Annotated in this window: 15 protein-coding genes; 12 read left to right on the top strand and 3 right to left on the bottom strand. The window is 47.9% G+C overall.

Features of this window, described 5'->3' with window-relative positions:
* The first annotated feature begins 312 nt into the window (after positions 1–312).
* From ORJ00_RS08265 to ORJ00_RS08235, 7 genes are all read left to right on the top strand, one after another.
* On the top strand, positions 313–3,477 hold the full coding sequence (locus ORJ00_RS08265) for a TonB-dependent receptor (RefSeq protein ID WP_305973924.1): 3,165 nt from the start codon (positions 313–315) through the stop codon (positions 3,475–3,477).
* A gap of 141 nt (positions 3,478–3,618) precedes the next feature.
* A complete protein-coding gene (locus tag ORJ00_RS08260; RefSeq protein ID WP_306139539.1) occupies positions 3,619–5,238 on the top strand; it encodes a tryptophan halogenase family protein in 1,620 nt (539 codons plus the stop codon).
* 85 nt (positions 5,239–5,323) lie between these two features.
* Positions 5,324–6,094 (top strand): SapC family protein, encoded by a 771-nt coding sequence (locus tag ORJ00_RS08255; protein WP_027670389.1) that lies wholly within the window; start codon positions 5,324–5,326, stop codon positions 6,092–6,094.
* Positions 6,094–6,804: a DUF6445 family protein gene (locus tag ORJ00_RS08250; RefSeq protein ID WP_306139538.1), complete on the top strand. Its 711-nt coding sequence runs from the start codon at positions 6,094–6,096 to the stop codon at positions 6,802–6,804. Before ORJ00_RS08255 ends, ORJ00_RS08250 begins: the two co-directional genes overlap by 1 nt.
* Positions 6,805–6,978: 174 nt before the next feature.
* The gene (locus ORJ00_RS08245; RefSeq protein WP_027670387.1) at positions 6,979–7,554 is read left to right on the top strand and encodes an RNA polymerase sigma factor; all 576 of its coding nucleotides are present in this window, start codon (positions 6,979–6,981) and stop codon (positions 7,552–7,554) included.
* Complete coding sequence (locus ORJ00_RS08240; RefSeq protein ID WP_306139537.1) at positions 7,547–8,626, top strand: FecR family protein; 1,080 nt, start codon at positions 7,547–7,549, stop codon at positions 8,624–8,626. The genes ORJ00_RS08245 and ORJ00_RS08240 overlap by 8 nt, the downstream gene beginning before the upstream one ends.
* A 106-nt stretch (positions 8,627–8,732) precedes the next feature.
* Positions 8,733–10,151, top strand: coding sequence for a sugar porter family MFS transporter (locus tag ORJ00_RS08235; protein WP_306139535.1), 1,419 nt, complete (start codon positions 8,733–8,735; stop codon positions 10,149–10,151).
* 231 nt (positions 10,152–10,382) lie between these two features.
* Here ORJ00_RS08235 and ORJ00_RS08230 read toward each other — a convergent pair whose 3' ends face one another.
* The 3 genes from ORJ00_RS08230 to ORJ00_RS08220 form a co-directional block, all read right to left on the bottom strand.
* Complete coding sequence (locus ORJ00_RS08230; RefSeq protein ID WP_306139534.1) at positions 10,383–11,843, bottom strand: aminoacyl-histidine dipeptidase; 1,461 nt, start codon at positions 11,841–11,843, stop codon at positions 10,383–10,385.
* A gap of 73 nt (positions 11,844–11,916) precedes the next feature.
* Entirely contained in the window at positions 11,917–13,986 is a 2,070-nt protein-coding gene (locus ORJ00_RS08225) for a site-specific recombinase (RefSeq protein ID WP_306125791.1), read from the bottom strand.
* A gap of 119 nt (positions 13,987–14,105) precedes the next feature.
* Positions 14,106–16,988 (bottom strand): ligand-binding sensor domain-containing diguanylate cyclase, encoded by a 2,883-nt coding sequence (locus ORJ00_RS08220; RefSeq protein ID WP_306139533.1) that lies wholly within the window; start codon positions 16,986–16,988, stop codon positions 14,106–14,108.
* A gap of 253 nt (positions 16,989–17,241) precedes the next feature.
* Here ORJ00_RS08220 and ORJ00_RS08215 point away from each other — a divergent pair, with 253 nt between their 5' ends.
* From ORJ00_RS08215 to ridA, 5 genes are all read left to right on the top strand, one after another.
* Positions 17,242–17,718: a PaaI family thioesterase gene (locus ORJ00_RS08215; protein ID WP_027670382.1), complete on the top strand. Its 477-nt coding sequence runs from the start codon at positions 17,242–17,244 to the stop codon at positions 17,716–17,718.
* Positions 17,719–17,783: 65 nt separating this feature from the next.
* Positions 17,784–18,416, top strand: a complete 633-nt coding sequence (gene gmk, locus ORJ00_RS08210; protein WP_027670381.1) for a guanylate kinase — start codon at positions 17,784–17,786, stop codon at positions 18,414–18,416.
* A gap of 46 nt (positions 18,417–18,462) precedes the next feature.
* Complete coding sequence (rpoZ, locus tag ORJ00_RS08205; protein WP_027670380.1) at positions 18,463–18,738, top strand: DNA-directed RNA polymerase subunit omega; 276 nt, start codon at positions 18,463–18,465, stop codon at positions 18,736–18,738.
* A 125-nt stretch (positions 18,739–18,863) separates the two neighbouring features.
* Entirely contained in the window at positions 18,864–20,984 is a 2,121-nt protein-coding gene (gene spoT / locus ORJ00_RS08200) for a bifunctional GTP diphosphokinase/guanosine-3',5'-bis pyrophosphate 3'-pyrophosphohydrolase (RefSeq protein ID WP_305973944.1), read from the top strand.
* A gap of 5 nt (positions 20,985–20,989) precedes the next feature.
* Positions 20,990–21,382: a RidA family protein gene (gene ridA / locus ORJ00_RS08195; RefSeq protein ID WP_027670378.1), complete on the top strand. Its 393-nt coding sequence runs from the start codon at positions 20,990–20,992 to the stop codon at positions 21,380–21,382.
* Position 21,383: the final 1 nt, after the last annotated feature.

The raw sequence follows: 21,383 nt of genomic DNA, 5'->3' as shown, positions 1-21,383 counted from the left end.
TACCCCTGCCCGAAACCCCGCCCTTGATCGCATAAAGTGTGGTTAACTTGAATTTTAGATTTTTTTCATGTTTTATGGCTACGTCTTGTTAGTCGCTAAACCAATAGAAGTTAAGCACGACAAGCATGTCGCAGAGTACCGTTTTAAAAAAATAATTATAAAAACAAAAAGATACACGGACCGGGGAGCAGGCAAATTAAATTGTTTAACACAATTGTGAAAATTATATGGAGGAAAAAACACGCTCTGTCGTCTTTGTTTACTGCATGGCAACACTTCATGCGGGGGGGATATCGAAGCGGGCGGCGGCTGTTGCTATCTTTGCTTATCGTCTATTGCCTGTCAGGCGTAGCGTTAGCTAAAGAGCAGCCATCAACAATTGCTTTCAATATACCAAGACAAAGGGCCGACTTATCGCTAATCAATTTTGCAGAGCAGGCAGATATCACCTTGCTTTTTCCTCTAGAGCATATCAGTGATAAACACACCAATCTGCTGCAGGGCCGGTACAGTCTCATTGAAGCCTTAATGATTCTGTTAAAAGATACCGGTTTAAAGCCAGAAATTAGCGAAAGTGGGCAGGTATCTATTCAGATAGATCCAACTTTCGAGAGTAACAACGACATGGCTCAATATAACAAAAATAAAGTGGCGACCGCAGTACTGGCGGTGCTTAGTGCAGTCGCAACAACACCCACTTTAGCAATGCAGGAAAGCGAAGGGAAAGCAGCAGAAATCATTGAAATTCGAGGCATACGCGGTGCACTTGGCCGTGCGATGGATTCAAAACGCGAAGCGGGTGGCGTGGTAGATTCCATCTCAGCCGAAGATATTGGTAAGTTTCCGGACACCAACTTAGCAGAATCACTGCAGCGCATCACCGGCGTGTCTATTGACCGTTCTGGTGGTGAAGGCCAGCTGATCACCGTACGCGGTTTTGGCCCCGAATTTAACACAGTGTTAGTCAATGGCCGGCAGATGGCGTCTGAAAACCAAAGCCGTGCGTTTAGCTTTGATACCATTGCCTCTGAATTAGTCCGCAGCCTTGATGTGCACAAAACTTCCAGCGCAACTATGCAGTCCGGTGGCATTGGCTCTACTGTAAATGTAAATACGGCCCGGCCTTTTGCCATTGGTGGCTTTAAAGTGGCCGGTAGTGTTAAGGGTATTTACGACGAAAATAGCGAGCAAACCTCGCCGCAGTTATCTGGCCTTATTAGCAACACCTTTGCCGATAGCACTTTTGGTGCCTTGTTAGCGGTATCACACCAACAGCGCGACACACGTTTAAACCAAGCGCAAATTGACGGCTGGTTGGAAAATGTCGGCGTGCCTAACCCGATAACACAAAACGGACAAGCCTATAGCGGCAATATTTTCTCGCCTCGTAACTACGACCATAAAGTTACCACCGAAGAGCGCACCCGCACTAACGCCAATCTGGTATTGCAGTACGCGCCAACGGACAAGCTGGTTATTACCGCTGACGCCTTGTATTCCGACTTTGATATTAAAGCCGATACCACCTCTTATGGTCACTGGTTTACGGCGCCCAATCTGGAAGGCTTTGATGGCGCTGCAGGGCCGGTGGTCGATGCCAACGGTACGGTTATCGACTTGTACCAGGAAGTCGGTCTGGCAACCGATATGCATGCGAAAAAATTTGACCGCTTAACGAATTCCGTCTCCTTGGGGTTGAATGCTGATTGGGATGTCAATAACAACCTTAATATGAAATTCGACTTCAGCCACTCCAGTGCTGAGCGCGAGCCCAATAACGGCCGTGGTGATCAGTTATCTCTGATAGGCTACGCCAACCGCGTGCGCTTTCAGGTTGACAACAATATTCTGCCGTACGCCAGCCAATTCGCCGAAGCGAATGCCAATATCTACAGTGGGCAACAAGAACTTAACGGCACCGCTTATCAGGCCGGGGTTACACCCGATGGCGTGTCTAATTTGCTCGATCCGGCCAACAGCCGGGCACACGTAATGTTACGCCGTGGCTGGGCCGTAAAAGACAGTATTAATCAGCTGCGCTGGGATGGCGTGTGGAGTGAAGATGCGCTAACGGGACTTACTCAAGTTAAATTTGGTGTAAGTTACTCCAGCGAAAAGAAAAACCTCGACCGTTGGGACAACGAAGGTGTGGGTATTCACTGTACATTTTGTGGCTATCCAGATACACCGGATATGGCAGCATTCCCGCAATATGTGTTTAATGCTGGCAGCGATTTCTTAAGTGGTGTCAGCGGCAGTGGCCGTATGCCAACGTCCTGGTTAGCGCACGACGGCGAAGCCAATTTTGCTTTCCTTGAACAGTATGCTGCGTCACTTGGCAACAACATTAGTTTTGATGCCGTTAAGCGCAACAAATCTTATGAAGTCACCGAAGATACAACGTCATTGTATGTAGAAATGGACTTTGAAGGCGAACTCGCCGGCATGCCACTGACCAGTACTGCCGGGGTACGTTATGAACGCACCAGCGTAGGCGTTGATGGTACTGATGCACCGGTGACGGGCCTGACTATACTAGATGAAACCGAAATGTTGGCGCAATTTGGCAATGCATCACCCATCAATGAAAGTGCCAGCTATGAAGCCATTTTACCTAACTTCAGTGTCAAACTTGAAATCTCTGACGACGTGGTGGCCCGTTTTGCTGCATCTCAAACTCTGACGCGGCCAACACTGGAAAGCATGTCACCGGTTACTGTTATTGGCACAACGCGTCAGGGCGGCGATTTAACATCAACCTCAGGTAACCCTGAACTGGAACCCTTTACCTCAACCAACCTGGACTTATCACTGGAATGGTATTACGACACGGCCAGTTATATGTCGGTGGGTTATTTCCGCAAGAATGTAGCAAATTTCATCGTCAACACCACCGAAGATAAAACCTTTACCCTGGATAACGGCAGCTTGCTTACCGATCCGTCCACCGGCAGTGATACCGGTGCGCCAGACAACAACGACGCCACAGCAGTATTTACCAATACGCTGCCAAACAACGGTGAGTCGGCCATTGTCGATGGTTTTGAACTGGCACTGCAACACAGTTTTGATTCCGGCTTTGGCTTGATGGTAAATGCAACGCTGGTTGGTAGTAATGCCGAACTGGACCCGGCTGACATTAGCCAGGTGTTTGCCTTAACGGGCTTAAGTGACTCGTACAACCTGGTCGGCTTCTATGAACAAGGTCCTTTCCAGGCGCGGATTGCGTATAACTGGCGGGATCAGTTTGTACAGTCGTTAACTCAGTCTAACGGTGATGGTGTGGTGATTGTAGAAGACTATGCTCAAATAGACGCAACGGCCAGTTATGACCTGACTGACAACCTTACGGTAGTTATTGAAGGCATTAACCTGACCAATGAATACGTGCACAAACGTGGTCGCTTTAGTAATCAGCTATTGCTGATTGAAGATAGCGGCCGCCGTATTGCCTTTGGCGTGCGCGGTACTTTTTAGCCTTTGAAGCGCATCCTCTGTAACTATTAAGTTATGACGGGGATGCACCGGTCTGTCTTCCTCCCTGAACAGACCGCTGATGGCCAGGGCCTGCGTTTTGCTGCAAGCCCTGTTTTTAGTTGTATTGACATGGTGACCAATGTGATTAAGCAACCGCCACAACACGACCAGGCAACACCCATAACGCAGCAAACCGCCACAGCGTCCATTCGTACCGTGGTTATTGTCGGTGGTGGCAATGCCGGTTGGCTAACGGCAGGGCGCATTGCCGCCAAACACAAAAGCAACCAACCTGATGGTGTTAAAGTTATTCTGATTGAGTCACCTACCCTGCCTCCCATTGGTGTCGGTGAAGGTACCTGGCCCACCATGCGCAGCACCTTGATTGCCCTTGGTATCAGCGAAACTGATTTTATCCGCCAATGCGATGTTACCTTTAAGCAAGGGGCAAAATTCGCGCAATGGGCCGATGGTAGTAGCAGCGACTTTTATTACCATCCGCTGGTTTTACCGCAAGGTTTTGGCAAAGCCGAAATGGCAGGCTATTGGCAACAGAGCACGGCGACAGCCAACAATACATCGCGCAATACGTCATCTTTTTCCAATGCATTGTGTTATCAGGAAGCACTCTGCGAGCACGGTTTAGCCCCAAAAACTATTCGCCACGCTGAGTTTGGCGCCGTTGCCAATTATGCCTATCATCTGGACTCGGGCAAATTTGGCCCGTTTTTACGACAACATTGCATCGAAAAACTGGGAGTGACGCATATTCTGGACGATGTCGTTGCAGTGCAAAGTTCCAGCAATGGTGATATTGCCGCGGTTAACACTAAACAGTCTGGCGTGATTGCAGGCGATTTGTTTGTTGATTGTTCCGGTTTTTCGTCGTTGTTACTGGGTAAACATTACCAGGTACCGTTTAAAGCCTGTGACGATATTCTGTTTATCGATACCGCGCTTGCGGTACAGGTACCCTACGAGCACCCCGACACGCCTATTGCTTCACATACCATTTCCACCGCACAAGACGCAGGCTGGATTTGGGATATTGGCCTGCAACACCGCCGCGGCGTTGGTTATGTTTACGCCAGTAAATACTGCACAGAAGCGCAAGCCCGGGCTACCTTGGCGCGCTATGTCGGCCCGGCCATTGCCGATTTATCGGTGCGCAAAATTCCTATTGTCAGTGGCCACAGAACGCGTTTTTGGCAAAACAACTGTGTCGCTGTAGGTTTGGCGGCAGGCTTTCTCGAACCACTGGAAGCGTCTGCGCTGGTGTTGGTCGAGTTATCAGCCCAAATGATAAGTGAACAACTGCCCGCTAACCGTGCGCTAATGGACATTGTCGCTAAACGGTTTAATGAAACCTTTTTATATCGCTGGGACAAAATTATCGATTTTCTAAAGCTGCATTATCTGCTGAGTCAGCGCGAGGAGCCGTTTTGGCGAGATAACCGAAACCCAGCGACTATTCCACAAAGTTTACAGGACTTACTGCAGCTATGGCGCTATCGTGCGCCCGGTGATCTGGACTTCACCAGCAACAACGAAGTATTTCCGGCAGCCAGCTATCAATACGTGCTGTATGGCATGGGATTTAAAACAGACTACAGCCAAAGCCACTATTTGCTGGATAACCCTGAGTTTGCCGCGCAACAATTTGCCCAAAATCAAAAAATGATTGCACAGGCCCTGAGTATACTGCCTTCGAACCGCGAGTTAATTAGCAAGATCCGCGAATTTGGGCTTAGTCAGCTGTGAATACTGAACTGTGCAGACTCAGCGCTCAAGACTGACCCGGCTTAGCGCAAAGTGCTACCCACTAAAACAAAAGAGAATATTCATCATGGCCCAACTTGTCGCAATTAACCCGCAGCTGCATCAACACTTGCGTCTTCAACCCGCCAACGCCGGACGGCACAGCGAGGATACTCAACTGATGCCGGTGGTGCCGGCAGAATTCGCCAGCATGGCAACTCAGGCCCCGATAGTGCTGACCAAAAATGGCCAAACCGGCCAGTTTGTTGCAGTGGCATTGCTGGGCTTTGCGCCAGGTGAAAACCTGTTTTATAGCGATAACGCCTGGCAAGGCGACTATCTACCCTTGCAGTTACAACGTCAGCCATTTTTTTTAGGCCAAGCCGAAGCGGCTGAAACACCGACTAACACCTCGACTGCCCCAAATAACAAGGAGGATTACGTGCTGTGTATTGATAGCGACAGCCCGACTATCTGCCAGCCAACGAGCATAGACGATACCCGCTATGAACAACTGTTTACCGAGACTGGCGCCGATAGCCGCTATTTCCAGCAGGCTAAAAGCTGTCTGGCAGAACTATTGCGTGGCGAGCAACAACAACAACAGCTGGTACAGGCACTGCTAAGTTATGATCTGATCCAGCCACTGTCGCTCGACATCGTGTTTGATAACGAGCAGTCGACCCGCTTAAACGGTCTCTATACTATTGACCAGCAAAAGTTAGCCGCTCTGGCACCGGACAAACTGGTTGAGCTGCATCAGGCAGGTTGGTTATTGCCTATCTACACGCTTATTGCATCGACAGCACAGATTTATCCGCTTATTGCGCGGAAAAACCGCCGGCTGGCTAAGTGCTAATGTCAGTCAGTATTCGTTCCCTTAAGCAAGGTATAACGCAGCTCAGCATTGGCAACGAAGCCACACCGCTACTGGTAATTGATGATCTGGTGCTTAACCCGGACTGGCTTATTACTAATGCCTGTGCAGCGCCAAACTTTATTGCCGATGCCGCCAACTTCTACCCGGGTATTCGTAAACCCACGCCCTCGTGTTATCAACACGCTATACAACAGGCATTACTACCACTACTACAAACGGTGTTTACGCCGCTACAACCGGCAAGCTTGCACATTTTACTGTCGGCTTTTGCTCTATCTACCACGCCACCGTCCCAACTTCGGCCGATTCAGATGTTGCCGCATATTGATGCCAGTACGACGAATCAGTTGGCGATGGTGCATTACTTAGCCGGGCCGGAGTTTGGTGGAACGTCGTTTTATCGTCATAAACAAACCGGTTATGAACGCATTACAGCAGACCGGTTGCCAAACTACAGTGCCATACTAAAAGCACAAGCACAGGCAGCGCAGTTACATCGAAACCCGGCATATGTCAGTGGTGACAACACGATGTTTAGCCGGATTTTCCAGGTTGAAGCCAAGCCAAACCGCGCTATTATTTATCCGGGTAATTTATTGCACTCTGGCGATATTCGCCCAGAAACAGGTTTGTCAACTGAGCCAAGACAGGGGCGGCTTACCATCAGCAGTTTTTTGCAGTGGTGTTGATAAAAATTGTATTGATAAAAAAAAGATTTTATAAAAAACTAAAATAATTTCTTCAGGGTATAGTGGATTTTCCCCGGCTGATTCGTCTTATTGTTCAGGGGTGATATGCGCAGCAATAGACTGGGCAGGGCCTCATTCGGATTAACCGCCGAAACACCAAAAAGACGGGGAAAAATGTCAAACGACTCATTGCTTTACAAGGTCTATCTGGCTTCGCGTAAAAGTTTGTGGCGCGCGGTATCGCGTATTGTGCCACCGCACGAGATTGAAGATATTGTGCAAGAAACCTATGTACGCATTTGCCAGATTGATCATAAACAGAACATCAGTTCGCCAAAGTCTTTTATGTTTACCATCGCCCGCAATTTGGCATTGGACTATCAGAAGCAGGCAAATGTAAAGCAGGTCGACCATGTGGAAGATATTGATTTGCTGGACCAGTTGTTATCCGACAACTGCCGGGATGAAGTCTATGATCAGGCCTTATCTGCCAGCGAGTTTGCCATATTTTGCGAGGCCGTCAGATTGTTGCCGGTACAATGTCGTAAAGTATTTGTGTTAAAAAAGGTCTACGGTTATTCCCAACGTGAAATAGCCGGCAAGTTACGTATTAGTGAAAGTACAGTAGAAAAACACATCGCCACGGGTATGAAAAGTTGCACGCTATTTATGCGTAAAGCAACAGCAGGCGAAAAAGGACAAGGCCAGAACAACGCTCACCGACACGTTAAAGGAGGATCCTATGAGTAATATTCACCCGATCCATCTGCAGTCGAAACGCCAACAAGCCGTCCTTGATGAGCAGCGTTTAGAACAAGCCTGTGACTGGATCGCAAAATTGGACCGGACCTTAACGCCGGCAGAAACACAAGCATTGCAGCAATGGCTGGCCAGTTCAGCCCAAAACCGTACGACATTATTAGAGGTAGCGGCGCTGTGGGACAAAATGGATACCCTGCAACGGTTATCTGATTTATTTCCGCAAACAGAAAAAAAACCGGCCAGTCACTGGCAAACCTGGGCGTTAGCCGCATCGGTGGCTACGGTTTTCCTGTTAGCCACGTTTTGGTTCCGGCCAGAGCTTATGCTACAAGACCCAGCATCCACCCCGACAGTAATGGCTAGCCAAAGCAGTTACCAAACCCGGGTTGGCGAAACCACAACCATTGAACTGCCAGATAAAAGCAAACTGGTACTCAATACCAACAGCTTTGTGGTGGTGAAGTTCAGTGCCAAAGCCCGCATTATTGAGTTACAACGCGGTGAAATAATGATTGATGTAGCACATGACACCAGCAGACCCCTTAGCGTGGTTGCTGCCGGTAAAATTATCCAGGCGGTAGGTACCGCGTTTAATGTTGATGTGCGCAGCAACCACGTAAAACTGATGGTTACCGACGGCAAGGTGCTGGTAGAGACCGCGCTGGCTGAAGTGATTCAGGATGAACAACGCCTGGCCAAAAGACTCCCCGTTAGCGCACTGGCCATTTCTAAAGGTGAAAGAGTTGATTTGGATGCCAGCGGTCAACGTGAAGAGAAAGTGCACAAAGTTGACCAGGTCGACATTGCAGCGAGTTTGTCCTGGCGCACGGGTAACCTGATATTTCGCGGTGAAACTTTGGCCGATGCAGTGGCCGAAATTAGCCGTTATACCGACATTCAGTTTGAACTGGCAGATGATGCCAAACTCAATGATATTCATGTCGCTGGCATGTTTAAAACCGGAGACGTCAATGGCTTGTTAGAGGTGTTCAAAACGAATTTCAACATTAGCCATGAACGTCTGGGCAGTGACAAAGTTTTGCTGAAATTTGCCGGTTAGTTCACTTGAACAACAGAGCGTAGCAAGCTTTTGTCGGCTAAGTCGCTCTGCTTTAACCAAAACCTGAAGTAACCATAATAATTATTAATAAAAAGGGATGTTCGTGATGACAAACTTAGTCTCAGCGCAGGTCGCCGCTAGCAACAACAGCAGCGTAGCTTACGTGCTGTTTATCTCTGCAGTTGCAGCCATTGGCGGTTTTTTATTTGGTTTTGACTCTGGCGTAATCAACGGTACCGTTACGGCCCTTGGCAAAGCCTTTCAGTCTGACTCGGTTGCCACCGGTTTTAACGTAGCGTCTGTCCTGTTAGGCTGTGCCATTGGTGCCTTGGTCGCCGGCCCACTGGCCGACCGGGTTGGCCGCAAGCCCGTCATGATCATCACCGCTATAGTATTTGCATTAAGTGCCTGGGGCTCGGGGGATGCCCAAACTGCCAGCGCATTTATTCTGTTTCGCTTGATTGGTGGCTTGGGTATTGGCGCGGCGTCTGTATTGGCTCCCGCTTATATTTCTGAAGTGGCCCCCGCTGCGCTGCGTGGCAGACTAGCGACCTTGCAGCAACTGGCCATCGTGCTTGGGTTGTTTGCTGCCTTTGTTAGTAATTACCTGATTGCTTCGGCCGCAGGTGGTGCCCAATACGAATTTTTATTCGGCCTACCAGCGTGGCGCTGGATGTTTTGGGTAGAACTGGCCCCTGCCCTGCTGTTTTTGCTGGGTGTGTTGATGATCCCAGAATCACCGCGTTATTTAGTTGCGCAAGGCAAGCTTGATAAAGCACGCTCAGTGTTTCGCCGCATTCATCCTGGCAGCGAAGATCAACAAATTGCTGAGGTTAGCCAGTCATTACAGGGTAATAAAAAGCCCAGTATCTCAGATTTATTTATTCAGGGTAGCCGCAAGCTGCATCCCATAATCTGGGTGGGTATTGCCTTATCGGTATTCCAACAATTTGTTGGTATTAACGTGGTGTTTTATTACGGTGCGGAACTGTGGCAAGCGGCCGGTTTTGATGAGTCGCAGTCATTGTTTATTAATGTGCTGGCGGGCACCACCAATATCGTCTCTACTTTTATTGCCATCGCACTAATAGACAAAATTGGTCGCAAACCGCTGCTATTAGTTGGCAGCATTGGCATGTTTGTTAGCCTGGCGTTATTAACGCTTATCTTTGGCACTGCTGGTTTTGACGCCGCTGGTAAGTTAGCTTTGACCGAAAATATGGGCACAGTAGCGCTGATTACCGCCAACCTGTTTGTGGTGTTTTTTGGCTTAAGTTGGGGGCCGGTGGTGTGGGTGTTACTGGGCGAAATATTTAATAACCGTATTCGCGGTGCCGCCTTGGCGGTTGCTGCCAGCGCGCAGTGGATTGCCAACTTTGCCATCACCATGACCTTCCCGGTTTTACTTGGCTCTATCGGTTTGGCCGGTGCTTACGGTTTTTACACCTTGTCCGCCTTTGTCAGCATTTTCTTTGTGGTGAAATACATTAAAGAAACCCGAGGCAAAAGCCTGGAGGCAATGTAACCTGTGGTTGAAGCTAAAAAAGAACAGGCCGTTAACCCGTCAGTTAAGGTGATTATCGTCATCGATTTGCCCACACTAACGCGCCGTAAACCCATCCCTGGGGGCTCGTTTCAGCCCATCCAGGGCTTCAACGGTTAGTTTAGGGCAAACCGATTCTGCTTAACTGATTAGCATTGCGCTAATACGGCCTAATCTTTTATGCTTTTCGATAATGCATTACCAAACAAGTATTTATGCTCGAGCGGGAATACGTTCCAATACAGCAAGCAACAACTCCCAGTACTGGCCCACGGTTTTGATATTAACCATTTCATCCGGGCCATGCGGAAAGCGAATAGTCGGGCCAATCGACACCATGTCCATGTCTGGATACGGCTTCTTAAACAAGCCACATTCTAAACCAGCGTGAATAACCATAATCACTGGTTCTTTGTGATAAATGTCCTGATAGGTTTGGTTTACGATTGCCATTACCGGCGAGTCTGGGTTGGGTTTCCAACCAGGGTAAGCGCCACTAAACTTAACTTCGGCACCGGCGAGTTGCGCCAAAGAGCTGAGCATACTTTCTATTTGCTCGCGGCCGCTGTCAATTAACGAGCGAATTAAACACAGAACCTGGATACTGCTGTTGCTGGTGGTAATAACACCCATATTTAATGATGTTTCGGTCACACCCTCAACTTCATCGCTCATACGCATTACGCCATTGGGGCATACATTTAACAGGTTGATTAGCGTGCTTTGCACGTCGGCCGTCAGCGCTTGTTCCGGCGTTGTGGTATCGGTAAGGCTAAGTCTTAACGCGGGTTCTACGGCGGCTAACTCTTGCTTTAACAAGGCTTCAAAATCCGCAACCTGTTGCGCTAACTGGCGGTGTTTTTCTGCCGGTACCGTTAAGCTAACGCTGGCTTCACGCGGAATGGCATTGCGTAAAGAGCCGCCATTAAACGCACTTATGGCTAAACTGAGGTCTGCAGCGTTGTCTGCTAAAAATCGCGCTAACAGCTTGTTAGCATTACCACGGCCTAAATGAATATTTACGCCGGAATGGCCGCCTTTTAACCCGGACAAGCTTAGAGTAAACGCTTTTACACCTGTAGATACTGCCTGCCACTTTGCTGCCACAGTAAACTCTGCATCAACGCCACCAGCGCAACCCATGTAAATTTCACCTTCCTGCTCAGAATCAGTATTGATCAGGATCTCAGCGTCTAACATACCCGGTTCAACACCAAAGGCGCCCGTCATGCCGGCTTCTTCGTCTATGGTAAGCAAAACCTCCAACGGGCCGTGTTTAATATCACTGCTGCCTAAAATAGCTAACGCCGAGGCCATACCAATGCCGTTATCAGCACCTAAGGTTGTGCCATTAGCCTTTACCCAATCGCCATCAATATAAGCTTCGATAGGATCAGTGGTAAAATCATGTACTTTGTCAGCATTTTTTTGCGGCACCATATCTAAGTGCGCCTGAATCACCACGGTTTTACAAAGTTCCATACCCTCTGTAGCCGGCTTTTTGATGATCAGGTTACCTACCTTGTCTTCAACAACACTCAAACCTTTCCCGCGCGCCCAGCTTTGAATATGCTGGCTTAACGCCTGCTCGTGCTTTGAAGGATGAGGAATGGCACAGATTTGGGCGAACCACTGCCATAGCGGCTGTGGATATAAACTGGCTAATGCTGACACTAGTGTCTCCGAAATACGTCAATAAAGACGGCCATTTTAACACAGGCCCCTTGTAGCCAGACAGACAGCGCAACTACTTATCCTGTGCACTGGCCGTGTCAGCTTTTATTTCCATATTTACAATGACCTTTGGCTCTTTTGCTTTTGTGGCCTCTGCCATGGTCTGTTTCACTGCATTTACCGGAAAGAAAAGCTGTAACGGCTGTTGCTTGGCCTGCTCCCACAAACTTTTTAGCAATAAGGGTAACTTGCTGATACTGGTACCACGTGCGCGCAGGGCAACAGTCAGCGCCAGCGTAAAACTAACCCATAAATTGACAAAGCCAATAAGCAAGACAAAGATGACGTTAACAAGAAAGCTCAACACACCAATCTCGCCACTTATCGCACTATAACCCAAGTTTGCCGATGAGAAAGCAACGTGACGGATATCCAATGGAAAACCACTAAGATAGCCAACATAGCCCGTCATGCCCAGTAGCACGCCAAACAGGAAATTGCCCGCCAGCGCCCCGTAGTTATCATGCAGATAATCAGCGAATTTATGCCTTGCCGTATCCGGTAACAGCTTTTTCAACATCGGATGCTGATATAGTCGCAGCCGCAGTTCCAGACAGTTAGCCCGATTATCAAAGAAACCAGCAATAATACCTGAACAAAATAGCCAAAGCCCGGCAATTGCAGCATAAAGCAGCGCCAGCCCGGTTAAAGGTGAAATGGCGGCTAGCTGATACGCTACCATGTCTGGGGACAACAACGCAGACCCCGTTACTAATCTGAAAACCAGCGCAATACTACACGCCAGCACAATTGCAACACTAATGTTGCCCCACACTGCCGCCCACTGCGAACGGTTTACATCTATCAGCAGTGCTGCCAGTTTTTTATTAACCGCACGGCCATTTTCGCCCCGTTCCACTTCTTGCGCAAAACTGGCGGCAGTCATAGCAGGTTGTTTTGTCGCTATCGTAAAATGCAGCATATGAATAAGCACAAAACCCAAACCATAATTCAAACTAACCAGTACGGCTTCATCAAGTGGGCTGAAAGCCTGTTGATTAATATACATTTTTAACAGAGCCATCAGCGCAATAATAACGCCGGCACCAGCGGCTGAGCGCATCAGAGTAAAGAAGCTGCTTTTGTCTCGTGTAATGTAATGCTCGCCATGGCCGCTTTTGTTCACCGTAATACTTTTTGACAGCATTTGGGTGCTACTACGCCACAAAGCACCAATACTATTTTGCTCCGTGCTAGCCTGTGCCAGGGTGCCAAATAAACTAAATAGCTTGCTGCCTTGCGCAGCACCATCGCTTTGTAATAAATCAACCAGAATGACGATACGATCCAGCGTTTGTTCCAATCGCTCCAGCAAATGTGCCACCGAGACCGAGCTACCAACACCTGCTCCCCGGCGTCGTAAGCGCTCTAGTTGATCACGTGATTGTTCAATCATGACATCAAGGTGCGCAGTATCCAACAACGATAATTCAGGGTTATTTAACTTGTCGCGGCCACTTTGCACAAACAAATTCATCTCGCGGCTTAACGCAATAAAGGGCGAGTCGATACTGCTTAAGCGGCGGTCGAGGCGCATCAAATCGGGTTCAATTTCTTCAGCAGCTACCCATATACCCAGCATTTCCAAGGCATAAAGACATTCTTCCTGAAAATGCCCATACATTTTCTGCACCAGCCCAGAGGGGGCGTTGGCACATAGAGCAATAAAACATCCCTGAACAGCTTCACTACTGGCCTGATCCAACCATACCGGTTGGTGTTTGCCGCTAAACATTTGCACCAGCATATCTTTAACATCATTTTGGTCACGCGGGGCAGGATTGACTCTTTCATATAACCTTGATGCCATCTCTCGCAAAAAACCACGACGAGAAAACAACCCCGAATTCACCAATGCAGGGTAGATATTTACTTCACTTAACCAGCCAAACAATACCTGAGAGATTGCTGCGCTGTGCTTAGGATTATTGACCAAAGCATCTTGCAACTTTGTCGCTCGTTGAGCTTGAACGACTCCAAGGCCGTCATAGCTTAACCAGTCTACCAAGGCCGTTGCCAACGCGACCGGACATCGCTGCTCTGAAACACTGCGCACCAGTGTCACTGCCCCCAGAGTATCCATGCCAGGCTCCAGAAATACATTAATTCGCCGACTATACCCAAAACCTTTATGCACAGCAAAGTGCAATTAAAAGCCCGTTGCAATGCCTGTAAAGCCTGTCGGTCAATATATACCCGGATTTAGCATGACACCGCAGTAACCTCTTTATTACTAATCCCGCTCAACTTACCCGCGGCCAGTAACTGGATGACATTGGCATCCTCTGCCAATACGGCGGTATCTATCGGGTCAGATGTTTGAAGCAACATATAACCGTTGCGGCCATGACCTTTTACCCAGTACAACGCCTGGTCAGCTAATCGCAAACTATGCTGCCAATCCCAATCGCTCAGTTGTGCGATTGCACCGATAGAACAGGTAAGAGGTTTATCAAGTGCAATCTTGCTCTGCCAAGGATATTCACCTAGCGCCTGATGGATTCGTTGCAATGCTAATAACCCATCGTCGGTGTGTTCCAAGATCAACAAAAATTCTTCACCGCCCCAGCGAATAATATGATCTGAACCCCGGCTATTCTGGCGCAATATGTCCGCAACCAGCATCAGAATATTATCACCTGTTTGGTGACCAAAATTGTCGTTCACTTGCTTGAAGTGATCAAGATCGAGCACTGCCCATATCAGTGGTTCTGAATGACGATTAGCCCTAGACAAAATCTGTTGAATATTGCAGTCCAAATAATGCCGATTATGCAATCCGGTTAGGGCATCCTGCATACTAATTTGCTGTAGTTTTTCGTTGGCAAGATGTAACTCTTCGGTACGCTCTGCTACCAACTTCGCCAATTGCTTTTGTGAAGCCGCCAAAGCCATCAAACGCCAACGATAAAGCCCCCACAAAACCAACGAAAACAGAATAAGAAATAACCCTCTAGCCCAAATTTTTTCATGCCAAAACGGGGTAAGTTTTAACGCCATCTCTGCAGTATCACTCCAGCGGAAGTCGCCCGCGACACGAACCTGAAGCAAAAAACGATACTGTCCGGAAGGTAAATTGGTATAAAACGCTTCACGGCGGTTGCTGGCATCGATCCAAGCTTCATCATAGCCTTCTAACCGGTAACGCATTTGCACTGATGATGCTTGCACGTAATATGGCGCAGTAAAGCTTACCTGCAAGTCTCGTTGCTCCGGTGGCAGCGTAATATTATCACCCCGGTAACTCTGGCTTCCCGCTGTGACTTTTTTTATCACGGGCTCCGGAATGTCACTGAAGTGAATGAGTTGCTGCAAAGGCAGTGACACAACACCATCGAGTGTGGGATACCATAAACGCCCCTGATGCTGAACACCTTTGCTACTGCCTGCTCCATTACAACAACGGTGAGAATCAGTTTTAGCCTCAGGCCGGCGATCATCAACCAGCATGTAAAGCTCTTCAATTTTGTTTTGTTTTAACGCCTCGTAATTCAGCCGGTAAAAGCCCTGAAAATTGCTTATCACCAACTGGTTGTCTACCTGTTCAACATGGATAACGCCATTGCCTGGCAAACCGTCTTGTTGACGAAACCATTGCCATTGCCCCGGTTTTCCAAACATAAAACCCTGATCAAAGCTGCCAATAAGCAAATTACCATCGTCAAATTGTTTAATAGCGCTGATAAAAGTACCTGTAAGTGGCACATCGTCAACCGAGTGAAAACCGTTTTCGTCGCGAAGATAGAGGCCGTTTTCAGTACCCACCCAAAGCCGGTTCTCGCTATCAGGTAACACCATCCTTACTCTTGCCGTGAGTAACGCTTCTGGCAAGCCATGCTGCACAATCTCGTCGTGTAACAAATAATATAATCCACCATTTGTACCAACCCACAGTTTGTCATTTTCACGGGCTAATGTGGTGACTAACACATGCGCTATCTGATCATAATTTCGTCGCCAGCTTAATGTTTCAGTATCCAGCATGGATAAGCCGGCGCGGGATCCAACCCAGACTTTGTCATCCTCAACTAACAAGCTATAAACAAACGGGCTAGGTAAATATTGATTTGCCATCAGTGGCTGAAAGACACCATGTTGCAACAATGCCAATCCATTGCGGGTGCCCACTAGCAGATGCTGCTGCCACGGTGCTAAAGCCCACACGTAGGAGTCTTGTAAGCCTTGTTGCAAACTAAAGCGCTGAGTCGCAGCCTTTCTAAGTCGTTTTAACCCGTGTGAGCGGCTACCAAACCAAATGTTCTTATGCTTGTCCTGCAACATACTTTCAACCCAGACAAAGTCATTATGCTCACCTTTAACAAAGTCGGCACGCTCAATAACACCTCGTTGAATACGGTAAGTTGAACCATAGGTTGAAATCCATAAATGTTGCTGCTGATCCAAATAGAGCGACTCAATCCGGCTATCGCCTACATGTTGCGGCAGCGTAACGGGCTGCCATACGCTATTATGCCAACGATAAAGCCCTATGTTTGTACCCAGGTATAGCTGTCCATCAACGAACGCTATTTCCAAAATTTGTAAGCCAGCAAGGTCTTTTGGTGCACTTTGCCATAGATACCCATTCTGCGTTAATTCAGCAAAACCACCTTGTCCACCGATATACACCCTGTCATTGTGTTGAAAAAGCTGAAATACCGGCCCCTGATGTGCCTCGACAACTTGTAATTCTTGTTGCGTCCACTGATATAACCGGTTACCGCCAACAAAAATTCGACCGTCAGACAATTCGGCAAACCCAGTGATCTGGCCCTGCAGTGGTTTCGCTGCATCGAGTCGCCTGAATTGATTTTTGTGGTACATAATCAGGCCATTTGCAGTGCCAATCCACAATTGCCTCTGATTATCCAAATGCAATGCTGAAACCATATTAGACGACATCGCAGCGGTGTTGGCCGTATTAAAAACCTCAAACTGCACGCCATCAAAACGCGCTAAACCATTTTGCGTACCTAGCCATAGAAAGCCTTCGGCGTCTTGCACTATAGCCGTAACAGAAATTTGAGGTAAGCCGGCGTCTACCGACCAAACCCGGTATAAATATTCATCTTGTGTCAACACCATAGCATCTGCTTTAGGCAGGCCTAAACCTGTTAACAAGATAAAAAAAAGTAATAACTTACACCAGCGCACTGTCGAGTGACCCTTATCTTAGTACTGTAAAGTGTTATTGTGCTGACTTTACTATAGCTCGCTTTACAGCCAACAGCTGAAACCTGACGAATGGTGTTTTTAACTACCTGAGCGGTCAGCTTGTTCAGATGGTCTTACCAGTGTAAGCTGGCAACTGGTGTTAACAACGGGACTAAAATTTACCATGTCATTGCGAAAAGCTAATTGGGGCTTAAAACTATTTGCCTGGCGTTATATTCCACTAATTGGTTTTTGTTCACCGAAGATTGTTCGCATGGATAATTCAACGCTTGAAGTGACCATGCCACATAGCTGGCGTACAAAAAATCATTTGGGCAGCATTTATTTCGGTGCTCTGGCCATCGGCGCAGACTTAGCCGGTGCATTTTTAGTTTTCAGCAAAGCCAAGTCGCGTGGTGTTAATGCCAATTTCGCTTTTAAAGATGTACAGGGCCAATTTTTAAAGCGCCCGGAAGCGACAGTGCACTTTACCAGTAACGACGGCGATATCATTGATACGATGATCGACGATTCGTTGGCTACAGGTGAGCGTATTAATAAACCCGTTTCTGTAGTGGTGACCTGCCCCAGCCTTTATGGCGATGAGCCAATGGCCATATTTACTCTGACGTTATCGGTTAAGGCTAAAGCGAAAAAGTAACGGGATTTGCAGCGACAGCAAACAGCGTCTAAAATCCGCTTTCTTTGTTTAGCAGTGTGAACCTTATGCAACACTTAGCCGGTAACTTGTTTATTGTTTCAGCGCCCAGTGGCGCAGGTAAATCCAGCCTGATCCAGGCGCTGTTAAAGCGCCATAGCGATATGCAGGTAAGTGTATCCCATACCACCCGTGCACCACGCCCAGGTGAGCAAGATGGCGTGCACTATCACTTTATCAGTGTCGATGCTTTTAAGGGCCTAATCGCCAAAGATGAATTCTTTGAGTGGGCTGAAGTGTTTGGCAACTATTATGGCACCTCGAAAAGCAGTATCCGCGATAGCCTAAGCTGTGGTATCGACGTGTTTTTAGACATCGATTGGCAAGGTGCCCGCCAGGTTAAAACTCAGGAAGCATCCGCTAAAGGCATTTTTATTTTGCCGCCCAGTTTAACGGAGCTGGAACAACGGCTGAACAGTCGGGGTCAGGACTCAGCAGAGGTGATTTCTAAACGTATGGCTCAGGCTCACAGTGAGATGAGCCATGCTGATGAGTACGAGTTTCTCATTATTAACGATAACTTTGATACAGCGCTGGTTGAATTTGAACGCATAGTGCTCGCGCAGCGCAACAGTTATAGCAGCCAGGCAAGCAAACATAGCAACATGCTGAAGCAACTGTTGGCGAAAACAGCAAATTAGCGTAAACTACACGGTCTTGTGAAAGCCCGTAACACTGGAGTGGTAAATGGCACGCGTAACTGTTCAAGATGCAGTAGATAAAATTGGTAACCGTTTTGATTTAATTCTGGTGGCTGCACGCCGTGCCCGTCAGTTAGCGGTTGAAGGTAAAGAGCCTATGGTGGATGTCGAAAACGATAAACCCACAGTAGTTGCACTGCGTGAAATTGAAAAAGGCTTTATCACCAACTCAGTGTTGGATGAGCAAGAGCGCCGTGATCAAATTCAGCAGGAAGCGTCAGAAATGGCAGCTGTGGCAGCAATTATTGGTTCTGACCACTAAAATCCTCTCCATAGACAGGCCAGCGGCGCATTAGCCGTTGGCAACTGTTACAAATAGACGTATATTCATAATAAATCCCACGCTTTATCGCGTGTTTCGTTTGCTGTCGCAGTTTGGGAGCACAGGTGTATTTATTTGAAGGTCTGAAAAACCAAATTAGTGCCTATTTGCCCGCAGAGCAGGTTGCCTTAGTGCAGCAGGCATATGTCGTCGCACGCGACGCGCACGCGCCTCAAACTCGCTCCAGTGGTGAACCTTATATTACCCATCCCGTTGCTGTCAGCAGCATTCTGGCCGATATGCGTATGGACCATGAAACTCTGATGGCCGCCCTTTTACACGACGTCATCGAAGATACGCCGGTGAGTAAAGAAGAGTTAGCCAGTAAATTTGGTGATACGGTAGCGGAGCTGGTGCAGGGCGTAAGCAAACTCGATAAAGTAAAGTTCAAAGACTATCAGGAATTTGAAGTAACCAATTTACAAAAAATGTTTATGGCAATGACGCAGGATATCCGCGTTATCTTAATTAAGCTGGCCGATCGCACACATAATATGCGCACTTTAGGCGCACTGCGGCCAGAAAAACGCCGTCGTATTGCCAAAGAGACCCTCGAACTGTATGCACCTATTGCTAACCGCTTGGGTATTCACAACATTAAGAATGAATTGGAAGACTGGGGATTTCAGGCGCTTTACCCTATGCGTTATCGCGCACTGTCAACAGCTGTGAAACAAGCGAGGGGCAACCGGAGAGAATTGCTGGAAAAAATTCAGCATGAAATTACCGGGCGTTTAGATCAAGCCAGTATTAATGCCGATGTTGTAGGCCGCGAAAAACATCTGTACAGCATTTATCGCAAGATGAAAAACAAAGAACTGATGTTCAACGATGTGATGGACATTTATGCTTTTAGAGTAGTAGTAGACAGTATTGATCACTGTTACCGCACCTTGGGTGTGGTACACAACCTGTATAAACCAATTGAAATCCGTTTTAAAGACTACATCGCTATTCCTAAGCAGAACGGTTATCAGTCGCTGCATACTTCTTTGATCGGGCCGCATGGCATTCCGGTAGAGATACAGATGCGCACCCGTGAAATGGACGAAATGGCCGACAAAGGTATCGCTGCGCATTGGATGTATAAAGCTAATGGCCAACACCAGGATACCACCGCGCAAATTCGTGCCCGACGCTGGATGCAAAGCTTATTAGAGCTACAGCAAAACGCGGGCAATAGTGCTGAATTTGTCGAGAACGTGAAGTCTGAACTGTATCCGGACGAGCTGTATGTGTTCTCACCCAAAGGTAAAATAGTTGAATTGCCCATTGGCGCCACCGCAGTCGACTTTGCTTATGCAGTGCATACAGACATTGGTAACCGTTGTGTCGGTGCTAAAGTTGACCGCCGCCCTTACCCCCTGAATAAACCCCTGGAAACCGGCCAGACAGTAGAAATTATTACCAGCCCTGGCGGCAAACCCAATGCCAACTGGCTTAACTATGTTGTCACCAGTCGAGCCATTTTAGGTATTCGTAACTACCTGAAAAAACAGCAACAAAACGAATCAACTGGCTTAGGCAAACGCCTGTTAAGCTCGGCACTGGGCGAAGTAAAACTGGAAGATCTTGCCCCAGAACGTGTTGAACAAGTACTACAAAATTCGAAACAGAAATCGCTGGATGAGCTATGTAGTGACATAGGCCTTGGGAATCAACTTGCCATTGCCGTAGCAAGACGCCTATTGGGAGAGTTTGACTCAGACGAAAGCGGCAAAGACAACCCGGGCCCAATGCAAAAAAGCAAAGCCTTTATCATCGGTTCCGAAGGTATGCTGCTGACCTTCGCCAAGTGCTGCAGACCTATACCCGGCGATGAAATTATTGCCAATGCCACACCAGGCAAAGGCCTCAATGTGCATAGAGCTGATTGTCGCAACATTCGTGGTTGGGATAAAGAGCCGGGCAAATTCTTCCCGGTACGCTGGGATAAAACCGGCGACAAACAATTCTTATGTGATATCCGCGTATTTATTGTCAACCGCCAAGGCGTACTGGCTAAACTGACCACCCTGATTGCGTCTCAAGATTCCAACATTCAGGATTTAGCAACTGACGACCGTGATACCGGTGAATACGTTATTAAAATTACCCTGTCGGTGCGTGACAGAATACATCTGGCCAATGTGATGCGAAAAATTCGCGTAATGTCGGATGTTCAAAAAGTATATAGAAGGAAATAACCCGCATGTCTAAAGTCATTATTCGTACCAGCGATGCCCCAGCCGCAATTGGCACATACAGCCAGGCGGTGAAAATAGGTACCACCGTATACCTTTCAGGGCAGATCCCTTTGGTACCCGCTACAATGCAGATGGTGTCAGATGATTTTGCTGAACAAACCCATCAGGTGTTTAAAAACCTGGCGGCTGTTTGCGACGCTGCCGGTGGTAGCTTAAACGATATGGTAAAACTGAATATCTTTCTCATCGATCTGGGCCAGTTTGCTACAGTTAATGAAATTATGAGCCAGTACTTTGCCGAACCCTACCCGGCTCGCGCTGCAGTACAGGTGTCAGCTTTGCCACGCGCAAGTCAAATTGAAATAGATGGCGTAATGGAAGTACCGTCTACGCATTGAG

Source organism: Rheinheimera baltica (genome assembly GCF_030731985.1).
Lineage (GTDB): Bacteria > Pseudomonadota > Gammaproteobacteria > Enterobacterales > Alteromonadaceae > Alishewanella > Alishewanella baltica.
The sequence above is the reverse complement of the archived record's forward strand: the minus strand, read 5'-3'. Positions and strand labels throughout refer to the sequence as shown.